The organism is Variovorax sp. PAMC26660 (assembly GCF_014302995.1).
Taxonomy (GTDB): domain Bacteria; phylum Pseudomonadota; class Gammaproteobacteria; order Burkholderiales; family Burkholderiaceae_C; genus Variovorax.
The window spans coordinates 2,138,692-2,153,690 of record NZ_CP060295.1; the positions used below are offsets into that span (position 1 = coordinate 2,138,692).

A 14,999-nucleotide genomic window follows, 5' to 3' on the forward strand; every position below is an offset into this window, starting at 1 on the left:
GCTCAGGCCTTCAGGTACTCGGCCTTGGTGCCCAGCCAGCGGTCGATGTGCCGCTGGGCCAGGTCGGGATGCTTCTTGAGCATGACGGGTGCAAGCTCGCGCGCCCAGTCGAGCAGCAAGGTGTCGGTCGTCAGATCGGCAAAGCGCAGCAGCGGCGCGCCCGACTGGCGGGCACCGAGAAACTCACCGGGGCCGCGAATCTCCAGATCACGCCGGGCGATCTCGAAGCCGTCGCCGGTCTCGGCCATCGCCTTGAGGCGCGCGCGCGCCGCCTCGCCCACGCGCCCGCTGTCGCCGGGCGCGTAGAGCAGCACGCAGGCCGAGGCCGCCGCGCCACGGCCCACGCGGCCGCGCAACTGGTGCAACTGCGAGAGGCCGAAGCGCTCGGCATGCTCGATCACCATCAGCGAGGCATTGGGCACGTCGACGCCCACTTCGATCACCGTGGTGCTCACCAGCACCTGGATTTCATTCGCGGTGAACGCCGCCATCACCGCCTGCTTCTCGGCCGTGGGCATGCGCGAATGCAGCAGGCCGACGTGCACGGCATCGCCCAGCGTGCCGGCCAGCTCGTCGCGCGTTTCGGTCGCGTTGCGCAGATCGACCGCTTCGCTTTCCTCGATCAGCGGGCAGACCCAGTAGACCTGCCGGCCCTGCGAAATCTGCGCCTGGATGCGGTCGATCACCTCGTCGCGCCGGTGGTCGGCCACCAGCTTGGTGACGATGGGTGTGCGGCCCGGTGGCAGCTCGTCGAGCGTGGACACGTCGAGGTCGGCGTAGTAGCTCATCGCCAGCGTGCGTGGGATGGGCGTGGCACTCATCATGAGCAGGTGCGGCTCCAGGTCGCCGACGGCCTTGCCGCGCAGCGCGAGCCGTTGCGCCACGCCGAAGCGATGCTGCTCGTCGATGATCGCCAGCGCGAGACGCTTGAAGCGCACCTTCTCCGAGATGACCGCGTGCGTGCCGATGACCAGCGCGGCCTCGCCGCTTTCGACGGCCGCCGACATCGCTTCGCGCTCTTTCTTCTTCTGGCTGCCGGTGAGCCAGGCCACGCGCTGGCCGCGCGCGGCCAGCAGCGGATCGAGCCAGCCGACCAGCTTGCCGAAATGCTGGGCCGCGAGGATTTCGGTGGGCGCCATCAGCGCGCACTGGAAGCCCGCGTCGATGGCGCGTGCGGCCGCGAGCGCGGCCACCACGGTCTTGCCCGAGCCCACATCGCCCTGCAGCAGACGGTGCATGGGGATCTCGCGGCCGAGGTCGCGCGTGATCTCTTCGCCCACGCGTTGCTGCGCACCAGTCAGGCCGAAGGGCAGCACGGCGAGCAACTGCGCATGCAGCGAACTCGCCACCGGCTCGGCGGACGAAGGCAGCACCGGCGCGCGCTGCGCCGCGCGTTCCAGCCGGGCCTGCAATTGCGAGAGCTGCTGCGCGAGCAGTTCTTCGGCCTTGATGCGCTGCCATGCCGGGTGGCTGTGGTCTTCGAGCGCTGCGATCGATACGTCGGGCGTGGGGTAGTGCAGGAAAGTGAGCGAGGCGCGCAGGTCCCACGCGCCGCGCAGGCCGATCTGCACCGGGATCGTTTCGTCGAGCACGGCACGCGCGAGGCCCGAGCGCACCTCGCGCCGCAGCACCGGTTGCGCCAGCCCGGCGACGGTCGAGTAGACCGGCGTGAGCGCTTCAGGCAGTGACGTGCCGGCCGCCTTGACGGTCGGATGCATGATCTGCCGCCCCACGAAGCCGCCACGCATCTCGCCCCGCACGCGCACCCGCGCACCGACCGCGAGCTGCTTTTGCTGCGACGGATAGAAGTTGAAGAAGCGCAACTGGCAGGTGTCGCTGCCGTCGTCGATGGTGGCGATGAGCTGGCGGCGCGGACGGAACACCACTTCGGATTCGGTCACGATGCCCTCGACCTGCGCCATGTCGCCGTCGCGCGTGTCGGCCAGCTTCACGATGCGCGTCTCGTCCTCGTAGCGCATCGGCAGGTAGAGCGCGAAGTCGATGTCGCGCACCAGGCCCAGCTTGCGCAAGGCGCGCTGCACCAGGCTCAGGCCGGTGCCGGGCGGCTGCGGCGGCGCTGCAGGGGCAGCGCCGGCTGCGGGGGGGGGCGGGGCTTTCTTGGGCGGCACGGGCAAGGTTTCTAGCGCGGGCGGCAAAGGTCCGTCAAGGCGCTGCGCGCATCGGGAAACGCGAAGCGGAACCCGGTCTGCAGCAGGCGCGCGGGCACCACGCGCTGCCCTTCGAGCAGCAGGTCGGCCTGCTCGCCCAGCAGCAGCTTGACCGGCGCGGCGGGCGTCGGCATCCAGCAGGGGCGGTGCATCACGCTGGCGGCCACGCGGGTGAATTCTTCCTGCGTGAGCGCGCCCGGCGCGGTGAAGTTGAAGACCTGCGCGGCCGCATCGCCGCCGGCTTGCTCGGTCAGCGTCCACACATGGGCCATCGCGCGGATCACGTCATGCACGTGCACCCACGACAGCCACTGCCGCCCGCTGCCCAGGCGACCGCCCATGCCAAGCGCCACGGGCAGCAGCAATTGCGGCAGCGAACCCTGGTGGCCCAGCACGAAGCCGAAGCGCATGCAGGCCACGTGCACGCCGTGCGCAACGGCGCCCCGCGCCGCCTGCTCCCAGCCCTGGCACAGCGTCGACATGAAGATGTCCTGCGGCGGTGCGTCTTCGGCCAGCTCGGCGGTGTCGCCCTGCGGCTGCACACCGTAGTAGCCGATGGCCGAGCCCGACAGCAGCAGCCAGGGCTTGCGCGGGCGCGTGGCGACCCACGCGACCAGCGTGTTCGTCAGGCCTGCGCGGCTTTGCATCAACTGGCGCTGGCGGCGTTCGCTCCAGCGCTGGCCGAGGATGCGCGCGCCGGCCAGGTTGATGACCACATCGACATCGTCCGTCGCCGGGATCTGTTCGAGCGCCTGCACGCAACGCACCGCACCGCCGAAGCCCCAGGCGGCCGAGCGCGCATCGCGCGTCCAGACCGTCACCGCATGGCCGTCGGCCAGCAGATGGCGCACCAGGAGCTGGCCGATGAAGCCGGTGCCGCCCGTCACCAGCACGCGCTGCGGCTTGCTGCCGAAATGCACCGGCGCCTCGACCGCGCGCTGTTCTTCCTGCGCCGTGCGACGGAACAGCGCACGCGCCGCCAGCCCATCGCGCAGCCCCGAGATGCCCACGCCCACGCCGCACAGCGCGAGGAAGGCGCCGAGCCAGCCTTGCGGCTGCCACACCAGCGCCGTCGGCTGCGCCGCCCAGTCCACCGCGTTCATTGCGAGCAGCGCGATGAATGCGCCGGCATTGATGGCCAGCACCGTGTGCGTGACGCGCTCGGTGGGCGGCAGCAGGCGGCTGCCGTCTTCCACCACGAAGTCCCACAGCGTGAGCACGATCTCGACGCCGAACACCGCGAGCAGCACCCAGGCCCACGCGCCATGCCAGGCCCACGACGACAGCCCGATGAACATGGCGCAGTAGATCGACGAGCGCACCGCATGGATCGACAGCTCGCGCCGCGCGGTGTTGCGCTGCGCCAGCGCCTCGGTGCCTTCGTGGTGATAGAGCGTGTCGAACGCGCCCATCAGCCCCTGGGCGGCCATGAGCTGCAGCGCCAGCAGATGCGTGTCGATCGTCATGCGGTCACCGCCTTCGGCTCGGCCACTTCCTCGAACACGCCGACCTGGGTGAAGGTGGTGCCCATCAGCCAGTGCCGGATCTCGATGCGGATGTTGAAGCGCTCCGGCGTCTCGTTGTGGTGCCACAGGAAAGTCTTGCCGGGCGTGAACACGCCGGGCAGCGGAATGCGCCAGCCGAGCACGTCCCAGAAATAACCGTCGCTCTGAAAGTGCAGGCTGCCGTTTTCTTCCACGCTCAGCACCAGCTTCATGCCCAGGCCCATGCCCACGTACTCCAGCACCTCGCCGCGCTCGCTCTCGCGCATGAAGCTGGTGAACTGGATCGGCTTGCGGCCATGCAGGCGGTAGATGCGCTGCTTGTAGATGGCCGGGTCCTGCGGCTTGGCGTAGACCTGGATCTCCACCGGAAAGTTGGTGTCGCTGTAGGGAATCAGCGCGCCCTGGATCATCGGCTGCGTCAGATACCCCAGCAGCTTGCCGAAGCGCGAGCAGCGCAATTCGCTGAGCGCGCCGAGGTAATGCAGCGCCTTGCCCGGCGACGGGTTCTTGTCGAAGCGCCGGCGGATATCGGGGTGCAGGCCCTGCCACTTGCTCCCCAGGATCTTCTTGAAGAGTTCGCCTTCGGAGGGGCCGGGCTGGGGGGCGATGCGCGCGGCATGTGAATCAGGCATGCGTCGATTCTGCCTTGGCAACACGGCTCCGATACCCCCGTTTCGATGCCTCGTTTTCCGGCCATGGGACAATCCCGGCCGCCTTTCGTTTTCTCTTTCCTTTCCCCACGCCTCCTTGGCACGGGCCCGTCCGGCCCTCAAGCACCATGCGCGCCTTCACGCTTTCCGATTTCGATTTCGTCCTGCCACCCGAGCTGGTGGCACAACACCCGGCCACCGAACGCACCTCCTCCCGTCTGCTCGACGGCACAGGCGACGCCCCGGCCGACCGCATCTTCAAGAGCCTGCCTTCGCTGCTGCGCGCGGGCGACCTGCTGGTCTTCAACGACACGCGCGTGGTCAAGGCGCGCCTGTTCGGCGAGAAGCCCACCGGCGGCAAGCTCGAACTGCTGGTCGAGCGCGTCCTGCAGGGCCAGGAGGTGGTCGCGCACATGAAGGTCAGCAAGAAGCCACCGGTCGGCACCACGCTGCAGATGGTCGGGGGCTTCCGTGCGACGCTGCTGGGCCGCTGGCCCGAGGAAGACGGCGCGCTGTTCCGCTTCGGCTTCGAGAGCGACGCCGGCGAAGACCCGTACGCGCTGATGTCCCGCTGCGGCCACGTGCCGCTGCCGCCCTACATCACGCACAGCGATTCGGCCGACGACGAGAGCCGCTACCAGACCGTGTTCGCGCGCGTGCCCGGTGCGGTGGCCGCGCCAACCGCCGCGCTGCATTTCGACGAAGGCCTGCTGGCCGAACTCGAAGCGCGCGGCGTGCAGCGCGCCAGCGTCACGCTGCATGTGGGCGCGGGCACCTTCCAGCCGGTGAAGACCGAGAACATCGCCGAGCACACGATGCACGCCGAGCGCTACGAAGTGCCCGAAGCCACGCAGCGCGCGATTGCCGAGTGCAAGGCCCGCGGCGGCCGCGTGGTCGCGGTCGGCACGACCACCGTGCGCACGCTCGAATCGTGGGCCCAACGCGGCGAGGCCACGGGCGACACGCGCATCTTCATCACGCCGGGCTTCGCCTTCGCGCACGTCGATGTGCTGGTGACCAACTTCCATTTGCCCAAGAGCACGCTGATGATGCTGGTCTCGGCCTTCGCGGGTTACGAGCGCGTGATGGCGCTGTATGCCCACGCCATTGCCAACCACTACCGCTTCTTCAGCTATGGCGACGCCATGCTGCTCGCACGGACCCAGGACTGAACGACATGCTGAACTTCGACCTCCTCAAGACCGACCCCGACAGCCACGCGCGCCGCGGCACGCTCACGCTCAACCACGGCAAGGTGCAGACGCCGATCTTCATGCCCGTGGGCACCTACGGCACCGTCAAGGGCGTGATGCCGCGCAGCCTCGAAGAGATGGGCGCGCAGATCATCCTGGGCAACACCTTCCACCTGTGGATGCGCCCCGGCCTGGACGTGATGGAAAGCTTCGGCGGGCTGCATCAGTTCGAGAAGTGGGACAAGCCCATCCTCACCGACTCGGGCGGTTTCCAGGTGTGGTCGCTGGGCGCCATGCGCAAGATCAGCGAAGAGGGTGTGAAGTTCGCATCGCCCGTCAACGGCGACAAGCTGTTCCTCACGCCCGAGGTCTCGATGCAGATCCAGACGGTGCTGAACAGCGACATCGTGATGCAGTTCGACGAGTGCACACCCTACGACACCAAAGGCCACATCACGACCGAGGCCGAGGCCCGCACCTCGATGGAACTGAGCCTGCGCTGGGCCAAGCGCTGCCAGACTGAATTTGCGCGGCTCGAGAACCCCAACGCGCTGTTCGGCATCGTGCAGGGCGGCATGTTCGAGAACCTGCGCGAAGAGTCGCTCGCCGCGCTGGTCGACATGGACTTCCCCGGCTACGCCATCGGCGGCGTGAGCGTGGGTGAGCCCAAGGAAGAGATGCTGCACATCATGGGCCACACGCCGCACCGGCTGCCGGCGAACAAGCCGCGCTACCTGATGGGCGTGGGCACGCCCGAAGACCTGGTGCAGGGCGTGGCCGACGGCGTGGACATGTTCGACTGCGTGATGCCCACGCGCAATGCGCGCAACGGCACGATGTTCACCCGCTTCGGCGATCTGAAGATGCGCAACGCGCGCCACAAGAGCGACCCGCAGCCGGTCGACCCGAGCTGCACCTGCCATGCCTGCGCGGGCACCTCGGGCGTGAGCTGGAACGACGGCGGACGCGAAGGCTTCAGCCGCGCCTACCTGCATCACCTGGACCGCTGCGGCGAAATGCTTGGGCCGATGCTGTGCACCATCCACAACCTGCACTACTACCTGAACCTGATGACCGAGATCCGTGAGTCGCTCGATGCGGGCACGTTCACGGAATTCCGGGCGCGCTTCAAGGCCGAGCGGGCACGCGGCGTCTAGGGTTTTGCGGTGGCACCCGGCGGCTTGATCGGCAGCGGGGTCGCATAGGGTTCGAGGCGCAACAGGTCATTCTTGAAGACCACCACCTGACGCAGCGGCGCCTGCACCAGCGCCCCGCCCGTATCGTGCTGCGACGCGTACTGCCAGAGCGTGAGCTGCCCCTTGTCGGCCAGCAGCGCAGCCAGGCGCTGCACGGGTGGTGTCGTGCCTGTTCCGAGCTGGGCCGCCTCGATGCCCACGACGATGTCGTCGCGCGGCGAAACCACCTTGAAGAGCAGCACGGGCGCCGGTGCCTGCGCACGGACCCGCCGCGCCACGAAGGCGGCGGGGAGAAGCACAAGGCCGAAGGCGGCGCGGCGACGAAGGGGGTCCATGACGGTCGAGCGTAGCCATGCCCGGCCCGCCTGCCCACAGGCCGGAAGCCATACGCCGGTCGGAGGCCCCGTTCACGCCGAAGGTGGATATCCGGTAGGCTTGCCGCCTGTTCTTCCCGCTGTTGTCTTCATCCTCATGACCAACGCCTCCCCACCCACGACCTACACCGCCCGCTATCCCTCGCTGGCCGGCCGCACTGTCTTCATTTCAGGCGGAGCCAGCGGCATCGGCGAAGCGCTGGTGCGGGCCTTTCACGCGCAAGGTGCGAAGGTCGGTTTCTGCGATCTCGACACCGCCGCAGGCGATGCGCTCGCAGCCCAGTTGCAGGGCGAGCACCCGGCGCTGTTCCTGGCCTGCGACGTGACCGACACGAAAGCACTCGCCGCCGCCATCGCCGCGGTGCGCGCGCGCTTCGGGCCCATCGCGGTGCTGCTGAACAACGCCGCCAACGACCGCCGCCACGAAATGGCCGACGTCACCAGCGAAGACTTCGACCGCCTCGTGGCCGTCAACTTCAAGCACCAGTTCTTTGCCGCGCAGGCCGTGGCCGACGACATGCGCGCGCTGGGCGGCGGCTCGATCATCAACTTCGGCTCGATCAGCTGGATGATCAAGGGCAAGGGCTATCCGGTCTACCAGGCTTGCAAGGCGGCCGCGCGCGGTCTCACGCGTTCGCTGGCGCGCGACCTGGGCAAGCAGAACATCCGCGTCAATTCGGTGGTGCCGGGCTGGGTAATGACCGAGCGGCAGATCAAGCTGTGGGTCAAGCCCGAATCGGGCGCCGAGATCGATGCGGCCCAGTGCCTGCCGGGCCGCGTGATGGCCGAGGACATCGCGGCGATGGCGCTGTTCCTGGCCGCCGACGATTCGCGCATGTGCACTGCGCAGGACTACGTGGTGGATGCGGGCTGGACCTGAAGCCTTCGCCTTTCTTTCTCCTCTTCTTCGAGACAGGAAACAAGAAAGAGGCGGGAAGAAAAAAAGCCCGGCATGGCCGGGCTTTTGCATTGGCGTGGTCCGGGGACCAGATCAGTCGCGCAGTTCGGCTGGCAGCGTGCCGCCGTTGGCGGCGATGCGGCTCATCACCTGCTTGTGCAGGCCGATGTTCCATTCGGCCGAACCCGGCTCGCCGTCGCTGTAGAGAATTTCGCCGGCCAGTTCCTTGCGCGCGGCGAGGCTGCTGTCCAGACCCAGCAACTTGAGCAGGTCGACGATCGAGGTGCGCCAGTTCAGGTCGGCGGCACCAGGCATCGCGTCCAGGATGGCGGGCACGTCGCCCAGCGGGATCGAGGGCGGCGGTGCCGCAACGGCCGGTGCGCCCGATGCGTCCGGTACAGCCGCCGGCGGTGCGGCGACGACTTCAGCGGCGTTGGCCGACGGAAAAATCTTGGAAAAAATCTTGCCGAAAAAGCTCATGGTAGGAGGTCCTCGTCGTGCGTGGTAGAGGCCGGGCGACGCATGAAAGTGAACGCCGGCTGCGTGCGAAATGCAGCGCAGGCCAAGGTTCTAACACTTTGCGGCGACAGCTTCGCCAAAGATGGCCACGCAGCGTGCGAAATACCCCGCTTGCGGTAGAGAGATGCGGTGCCACGGCGCCCCCCTCAGGCCGGCGCCGTGGCGCCACCGGGCCCCGCATGCGCCGAAGTGCCGCAGGCATGGCAGAACTTCGAGAACGCGCTCTTGCGTGTCTCGCACTGGCCGCAGTGGTCGAACAGGCCGATGCCGCAGTGCGGGCAGAAGTCGATTTCGTTGTTCTTCAGGTCCACCGGCCGCTCGCAGCCGGGGCACACGCTCTTGCCGAGCCGCGCCAGCGCAACGTCGTAGCTCAGTTCCTCGCGCCGCACCTGGTCGGGCTGCTGCTCGGCCAGCTTCTGGCGCGCCAGGTAGCGGTTGAGCGCGACGATGGCATAGCGCCCCACCAGCACGGTGAGCACGATGCCCACCACGTAGCGCACATAGCCGCCATAGCTCGGCAGGTAGGGCACCAGCTCGACGAAGAAGGCGAACAGCGCGAAGAAGATGAAGCCCCACACGAAAGGCCAGTAGGTGCTCTTGCGCTTCTTCGCGAACAGCCAGCCCGCCACGATCAGCAGCGGCAGCGTGAGTGCGAGGCGATAGAGGAACACGCGCAGTTCGACGCGACGGTATTCGGCATTGAGCTTGACCTGTGCGTCCTGCTCCAGCACCGACAGCGCCTCGCGGGCGCGCTGCTCGGCCTGCTGCGCATCGAGCACGATCTGGCGCTGCGCTTCGACCTTGCGCTGCACCACGTCCTCTTGCGCCTTGAGCGCATCGAGCCCCTTGGTGCGGGAGATCAGTTCCGGGTCCTGGTCGGGCTGCGCGGTGGCACGGCGGGTGGCGATCCAGTTGCCGAAGGTTTCGCGCGCGTTGGCGCTGGCCTTCTGCGCAGCATCGAGCTGCAACTGGATCTGCTCCAGTTGGCGTTCGGCCTGCCGCTCGGCGCCTTCGGAGGCCTTGATCGTGTTTCGCAGCGGCTCGGCCGTGGGCTTGTCGATGAAGTCGTCGATCCCGCGCATCCGCTCGACCTGCGGCAGGTCGCCCACGACCGTGCTGCCCAGCCCGATGAGAAAGCTCGCGAACACCAGCGCCACGAGCCAGAGGCCGCGGCGAAACCATTTTTCGGAGAGACGCAGGGACTTGCTCATTTCATTTCTTTCTTGTTCTTCATTGCAGCTTGAGCTGCACCGGCGCCGCACCCAGCCCCGCGCGCGGCAACCATGCGAACACCGAATCGACCGTCACCGTCTCGATGCGGTCCGAGAAGCGCTTGTCGTTCGGATGGTCGTCGAAGGCGATGTTGGCCGAGGTCACGCGTCCGCCCAGGCGGGTCAGCGGGCCGAGCTTGAGCGTGGTCGGCTCGTAGCCCTTGAACTGCATCCAGGCCTGCGCCTGCGCGCGGTTGCCGATGGTGGCGGGCTCCATGGCCGCGGCCAGGGTCTCGATGGCCCACTGGTTCGACTGCTGGTACTTCTGGCCCCAGGCGTAGCTCACGAGGCTGTAGGGCGCGACGTTCATGCGCGTCAGGCGCGCTGGCGACTCGCCGAGCGCGGCCATCAGCTGCGTCTGCACCTGCGGCGTGGGCACGACCCAGGCCGCCTCGTAGCGCCACAGGTCGTCGAGGAAGAACTCGCCCAGCCCCTGGCGGTAGACCGAGGCCACGGCGGTGCCGCACTCGTTGAGCTTGTGCACCACGCGCCACGGACCTTCATCGGTCTTGTAGGCGATGCCCAGGTGCGAATAGCGCAGGCCGTACTTGCTCAGGTCCTGCCCGGCGCGCGCCAGGATCACCACGCGGGCGCCGCTGGCATCGAGCGCCTGCGAGGTGCGCTCGGCCAGCTCCATGCCCTTGACGATCAGCGCGGGCGTCGGCTTGACCTGCTCGCACGAGCGGCCGGCCTGCGCCTGCAGCGGCAGGGCCATCGCGAGCGCCAGCAGCGCGGGAACGACGGCGGCGAGTTTCACGACAGCCTCTCGTTGTGGAGCAGCGCGCGGCCCACGGCGTTGGGCACGAAAGCCAGCACCTCGCCAGCGGCCGACAGCACGACACCGGTGCCGATCACGCTGACCAGGACGCTGGTGCCTACGGCCTTCGACACGCCATCGGCGGCGCGGCCGGCCACCTTGATGCTGGCGCGGGCGCCGTCCGAAGCGCGCTCGAGCACGTACACCGTGCCATCGACCGAGGCTTCGACCGCGATCACCGTGAGCGTCGAACCACCCACCGACAGCGCGGCGGGCACCGCGACCACGGCGTTGGCCGAAGCCCCGACCGCCGAAGCGCCGACGAGCACCGAGGCCACGGGCATCAGCGACAGCGCGGCGGAGGCATCGCTCTGCGCCCGTGCCTGCAAGGGCAGCGTGGCGCCCGCGAAGACGGTGCAGGCGGCGAGCAGGACCGTGGCCATCGACTTGCGGAATTTCCAGGCCCGCGAATCGCGATGAATGGAAACGGTCGAGGAGGAGAAGGTTTGCATGAAGGCCTCGCGGCGCAGTGAAAGTGGGCGAATGATGGTTCACTCCCGCACTGCGAGGCTCGAATGCTTGGACCAGTCCCGGCCTACGGCGCCACAGGTATCTGCATTCGATACTTTCCGGCGCGCACCGCGCCGGAAAGGGGCGCGCGTCAGGCGCCGAGCAGGCCGCTCACGCGCTGGCGCAGCGACTCGGGCTGCACCTCGGCCGGCGGCACGGCGCCACCGACGTTCAGGCCCACGCGGCTGAAGAAGCCACGGCGGAAAGGCTTGGCCATGGCGACCTGTTCGCCGCCGCGCAGCTCGATGCGGCTGAAGTACGAGCCCCAGAGGTTGGTCAGCGCCATCGGGATCACCGGCGGCTCGATGCCCTCGGCGCGGGCGCTTTCGACGATCTTCATCACGCCGCCCTTGAAGGGCTGCAGCGCGCCGTCGCGGGTGATGGAGCCCTCGGGGAAGATCGCGAGCAGGTCGCCCTCGCGCAGCACGGCCAGCGCCTTGGCGAAGGCCGCTTCGTAGGCCGCCGGGTCTTCCTTCTGCGGCGCGATCGGGATCGCCTTGGCCAGCTTGAACAGCCAGCCCAGCACCGGCACCTTGAAGATGCGGTGGTCCATGATGAAGCGGATGGGGCGCGGGCTCGCGGCCATCAGCAGCACCGCGTCGATGAAGCTCACGTGGTTGCACACCAGCACGGCGGCGCCTTCGGTGGGGATGTGCTCCTCGCCCTTGATGTCGAAGCGGTAGACAAAGCGCGACAGCACCCAGGCCACGAAGCGCAGCATGTACTCGGGCACCAGCATGAAGATGTAGAACGCCACCACCGCGTTGGCGATGCCGGTGAACAAGAAGATCTGCGGAATGGTGAAGCCCGCACTGAGCAGCCCGCCCGCCAGGATCGAGCTGCCGATCATGAACAGCGCATTGAGGATGTTGTTCGCCGCGATGATGCGCGCGCGGTGCGTGGGCTGGCTGCGCAACTGGATCAGCGCGTACATGGGCACGCTGTACAGGCCCGCGAACAGCGACAGCAGCGCCAGGTCGGCCATCACGCGCCAGTGGGCGCCCTGGTGCACGAAGGTGCCGATGCCCATCTCGGCCACCTTCGGCAGGCCGCGCGAGGCAAAGTACAGGTCGATCGCGAACACGCTCATGCCGATGGCGCCCAGCGGCACCAGGCCGATTTCGACCTGCCGGCGGCTCAGCGTCTCGCACAGCAGCGAGCCGACGCCGATGCCGATCGAGAACACCACCAGCAGCAGCGAAGCCACCTGCTCGTCGCCGTGCAGCACTTCCTTGGCGAAGCTGGGGAACTGGCTCAGGAACACCGCGCCGAAGAACCACATCCACGAGATGCCCAGCAGCGAGCGGAACACCACGATGTTCTCGTGCGCGAGCTTCAGGTTGCGCCAGGTTTCGCTGAAGGGGTTCCAGTTGATGACCAGGCCCGGGTCAGTGGCCGGTGCCGGCGGAATCACCTGCGCCACGCCGCGCCCCACCAACGCCAGCAGCACGCAGGCCACCGCCACGCTCATGTGGCCGACCTGCGGCACCGCCACCAGCAGGCCGCCCGCCACCTGCCCCAGCAGGATGGCGACGAAGGTGCCCATCTCGACCATGCCGTTGCCGCCCGTCAGCTCGCGCGCGTCGAGCACCTGCGGCAGGTAGGCGAACTTGACCGGCCCGAACAGCGTGGAGTGCAGCCCCATGAGGAACACGCAGCCCAGCAGGACCACCGCGTCGGCCCGCACGAAGCCCCAGGCCGCGAGCAGCATGATCACGATCTCGAGGTTCTTGACGAAGCGGATCATCTTCGTCTTGTCGTACTTGTCGGTGAGCTGGCCCGAGGTGGCCGAGAACAGCAGGAACGGCAGGATGAACAGCGCACCGATCGCCAGGCCGGCCATGGCCGGCGGCATCCAACTCAACTGGAGCTGGTAGGTCACCATGACGGTGAAGGCGAACTTGAAGAGGTTGTCGTTCGCCGCGCCCGAGAACTGGGTCCAGAAGAAAGGCGCGAAGCGCCGCTGCTTGAGGAGGGCGAACTGGTTGGCGTGGGCGTTCGCTTCGTGGACCACGGGGGTGGTTGCGGCAGCAGCGGGGGTTGTCATTCGAAGAATTCTCCTCAGGCCGCCATCGCGGCTGCGCCCGGATTGTGCCGCAGCGCGGCCTGCCAGCGCATCTCGAGCCTGTGCAGCGCCCACAGGACCGGCAGGCCCGCCAGCGAGGCCGTCAGGTGTTTGAGGGTGTGACCCGAAATCGTGTGCTGCGTGAACGCATAGATCTGGTGGTCGGCCAGCTCGAAGACCTTGGCCAGCACGTAGAAGCCGATCACCCAGCCGAGCTTCAGGCCCACGCCACCGCGCATCGGCGTGGACAGCGCCAGCGTGACCACCAGCGCCATGCCGCCGAACTGCACCAGCGCCCAGGGCAAGACGTTGCCGGTTTCCTGGAACACCTCGGCCGCCAGCAGGCCGGCCGTCAGCACGAACCAGGCGACGGGCCAGCCGGCGCGCTGGCTGACGCGTTCGCACACCGCGACGCCCATCAGCCCCGCAAAGGCCACCGCCATGCCGGCGCGGTCGGCCGCGAGCCGGGGCGCGTCGGGCACGAGGTGATAGAAGGCCGAACCGGCGGCGGTGGCGATCAGCCCCGCGAAGAACAGCCAGGCGCAGTCGAGCGTGTTGTCCGGCGGGTCGCTGGCGGGCGGCGCCAGCGGGAACACCGACAGCGCCTGCTGGTGCGAGCGGTCGATGCGGTTCAGCCGATACAGGCCCCAGAAGCCGATCAGCACGAAGGGCAGGTTGCTCAGCACGTCCATGGCGTTGGGCAGGCCGTGCCAGGCGCGGTCGTCGGCGAACACCGAGGCGATGGCGACATCGGCCGCCGGCAGGGCCGGGCCGACGAAGGCGATCAGCGTGAGCAGTGCGAAGGTGAAAAGCAGCCCGCGTTCGCGGCGGCTGAGGGAGGGCAAGAGCATGGCGGTCCTCGGTGGTGGGTGACGAGCGGCGGAATTTAGTGGCCGGCGCGCCCACAGGCATCGGAAATCGATACGAGGCACCAATTCACTCCTTTCGGTATCCGCTTTCGATACTTCCCGGCGCCCGTGTACGCTCGAACCATGAGCACCACCGTCGACCTCGTACTCGCCCTCAAGAACGAACTCAAAAGCGCCCGCATGACCTACGCCGACCTGGCCCGGTCGCTCGATATGGCGGAATCCAGCGTCAAGCGGATGCTGGCCAAGAGCGACATGCCGCTGTCGCGCGTCGACGCCATCTGCCGCGCGCTGAAGATCGATTTCGCCGAACTGGCCCGCCGCGTGGCCGACGCCCAGCCGCTGCTGAAGGAACTGACGCACGAGCAGGAAAAGGCCGTGGTCAAGGACAAGAAACTGCTGCTGGTGGCGATCAGCGTGCTGAGCCAGTGGACGCTGGAGCAGATCGTGGCCGCCTACCGGATCAGCGAAGCCGAGTGCATCGGCTGCCTGGCGCAACTGGACCGCATCGGCATCATCGAGCTGCGGCCGCTCAACCGGTATCGCCTGAAGCTGGCCAAGACTTTCCGCTGGCGCCCGCATGGCCCGGTGATGGAGTTCTTCCGCGAGAACGTGGTGCTGGACTACTACCGCGGCGGCTTCGACGGCCCGGCCGAAGGGCTGCTGCTGGTGCACGGCTCGATCAGCCGGTCGCTGGCGCCGGCCTTCCTGGAACGGCTGCAGCGCGTGGCGCAAGACTTTGCGCAGCAGCACCAGACGGACCAGAAGCTGTCCGCCAAGGACCGCGAGGGCTACACGCTGCTGCTGGGGATGCGCAACTGGGAGTTCGAGGCTTTTACCCGCCTGCGCCGGGCCTGAAGGCCTGCTTCAGGTCGGGGTGCGTTTGTTCGGGGCGGGTGCGAATGACACCGGGTGCTCCCCTGTGCGAATGTCCCCCGCTTCGCTCCTCCTTTATTTCGCTGCG

Annotated in this window: 14 protein-coding genes; 4 read left to right on the forward strand and 10 right to left on the reverse strand. The window is 68.1% G+C overall.

What is annotated here, in order from left to right:
- Positions 1-2: 2 nt before the first annotated feature.
- Genes recG through H7F35_RS10390 form a run of 3 tightly spaced genes read right to left on the reverse strand, consistent with a single transcriptional unit; the run spans position 3 to position 4,305 of the window.
- Positions 3-2,129, reverse strand: a complete 2,127-nt coding sequence (recG, locus tag H7F35_RS10380) for an ATP-dependent DNA helicase RecG (protein WP_261803592.1) — start codon at positions 2,127-2,129, stop codon at positions 3-5.
- An 11-nt stretch (positions 2,130-2,140) separates the two neighbouring features.
- On the reverse strand, positions 2,141-3,634 hold the full coding sequence (locus H7F35_RS10385) for a TIGR01777 family oxidoreductase (RefSeq protein ID WP_187112788.1): 1,494 nt from the start codon (positions 3,632-3,634) through the stop codon (positions 2,141-2,143).
- Entirely contained in the window at positions 3,631-4,305 is a 675-nt protein-coding gene (locus H7F35_RS10390) for a DUF4166 domain-containing protein (RefSeq protein WP_187112789.1), read from the reverse strand. Before H7F35_RS10390 ends, H7F35_RS10385 begins: the two co-directional genes overlap by 4 nt.
- Positions 4,306-4,451: 146 nt before the next feature.
- Between H7F35_RS10390 and queA the strand changes: the two genes are divergently transcribed.
- Positions 4,452-5,495 carry a tRNA preQ1(34) S-adenosylmethionine ribosyltransferase-isomerase QueA gene (gene queA / locus H7F35_RS10395; RefSeq protein ID WP_187112790.1) on the forward strand — a complete coding sequence of 348 codons (1,044 nt, stop codon included), beginning with the start codon at positions 4,452-4,454 and terminating at the stop codon, positions 5,493-5,495.
- A gap of 5 nt (positions 5,496-5,500) precedes the next feature.
- On the forward strand, positions 5,501-6,673 hold the full coding sequence (gene tgt / locus H7F35_RS10400; protein ID WP_187112791.1) for a tRNA guanosine(34) transglycosylase Tgt: 1,173 nt from the start codon (positions 5,501-5,503) through the stop codon (positions 6,671-6,673).
- On the opposite strand, the gene H7F35_RS10405 is transcribed toward tgt, so the two are convergent.
- Entirely contained in the window at positions 6,670-7,047 is a 378-nt protein-coding gene (locus tag H7F35_RS10405; protein ID WP_187112792.1) for a hypothetical protein, read from the reverse strand. The two genes, tgt and H7F35_RS10405, sit on opposite strands and share 4 nt — an antisense overlap.
- Positions 7,048-7,183: 136 nt before the next feature.
- On the opposite strand from H7F35_RS10405, the gene H7F35_RS10410 reads away from it, so the two are divergent.
- Complete coding sequence (locus H7F35_RS10410) at positions 7,184-7,966, forward strand: SDR family NAD(P)-dependent oxidoreductase (RefSeq protein ID WP_187112793.1); 783 nt, start codon at positions 7,184-7,186, stop codon at positions 7,964-7,966.
- Positions 7,967-8,077: 111 nt separating this feature from the next.
- On the opposite strand, the gene H7F35_RS10415 is transcribed toward H7F35_RS10410, so the two are convergent.
- The 6 genes from H7F35_RS10415 to H7F35_RS10440 form a co-directional block, all read right to left on the reverse strand.
- Positions 8,078-8,464 carry a DUF3597 domain-containing protein gene (locus H7F35_RS10415; protein ID WP_187112794.1) on the reverse strand — a complete coding sequence of 129 codons (387 nt, stop codon included), beginning with the start codon at positions 8,462-8,464 and terminating at the stop codon, positions 8,078-8,080.
- A gap of 185 nt (positions 8,465-8,649) precedes the next feature.
- A complete protein-coding gene (locus H7F35_RS10420; protein ID WP_187112795.1) occupies positions 8,650-9,714 on the reverse strand; it encodes a serine endopeptidase in 1,065 nt (354 codons plus the stop codon).
- A 19-nt stretch (positions 9,715-9,733) separates the two neighbouring features.
- Positions 9,734-10,489 (reverse strand): DUF2145 domain-containing protein, encoded by a 756-nt coding sequence (locus H7F35_RS10425; protein WP_187114226.1) that lies wholly within the window; start codon positions 10,487-10,489, stop codon positions 9,734-9,736.
- A 38-nt stretch (positions 10,490-10,527) separates the two neighbouring features.
- Positions 10,528-11,043, reverse strand: coding sequence for a hypothetical protein (locus tag H7F35_RS10430; protein WP_410010771.1), 516 nt, complete (start codon positions 11,041-11,043; stop codon positions 10,528-10,530).
- 149 nt (positions 11,044-11,192) lie between these two features.
- Positions 11,193-13,148 (reverse strand): MFS transporter, encoded by a 1,956-nt coding sequence (locus tag H7F35_RS10435; RefSeq protein WP_187112796.1) that lies wholly within the window; start codon positions 13,146-13,148, stop codon positions 11,193-11,195.
- A 14-nt stretch (positions 13,149-13,162) separates the two neighbouring features.
- Positions 13,163-14,017, reverse strand: coding sequence for a hypothetical protein (locus H7F35_RS10440; protein WP_187112797.1), 855 nt, complete (start codon positions 14,015-14,017; stop codon positions 13,163-13,165).
- A 141-nt stretch (positions 14,018-14,158) separates the two neighbouring features.
- Between H7F35_RS10440 and H7F35_RS10445 the strand changes: the two genes are divergently transcribed.
- On the forward strand, positions 14,159-14,893 hold the full coding sequence (locus H7F35_RS10445; RefSeq protein WP_187112798.1) for a helix-turn-helix domain-containing protein: 735 nt from the start codon (positions 14,159-14,161) through the stop codon (positions 14,891-14,893).
- The last annotated feature ends 106 nt before the right edge of the window (positions 14,894-14,999 follow it).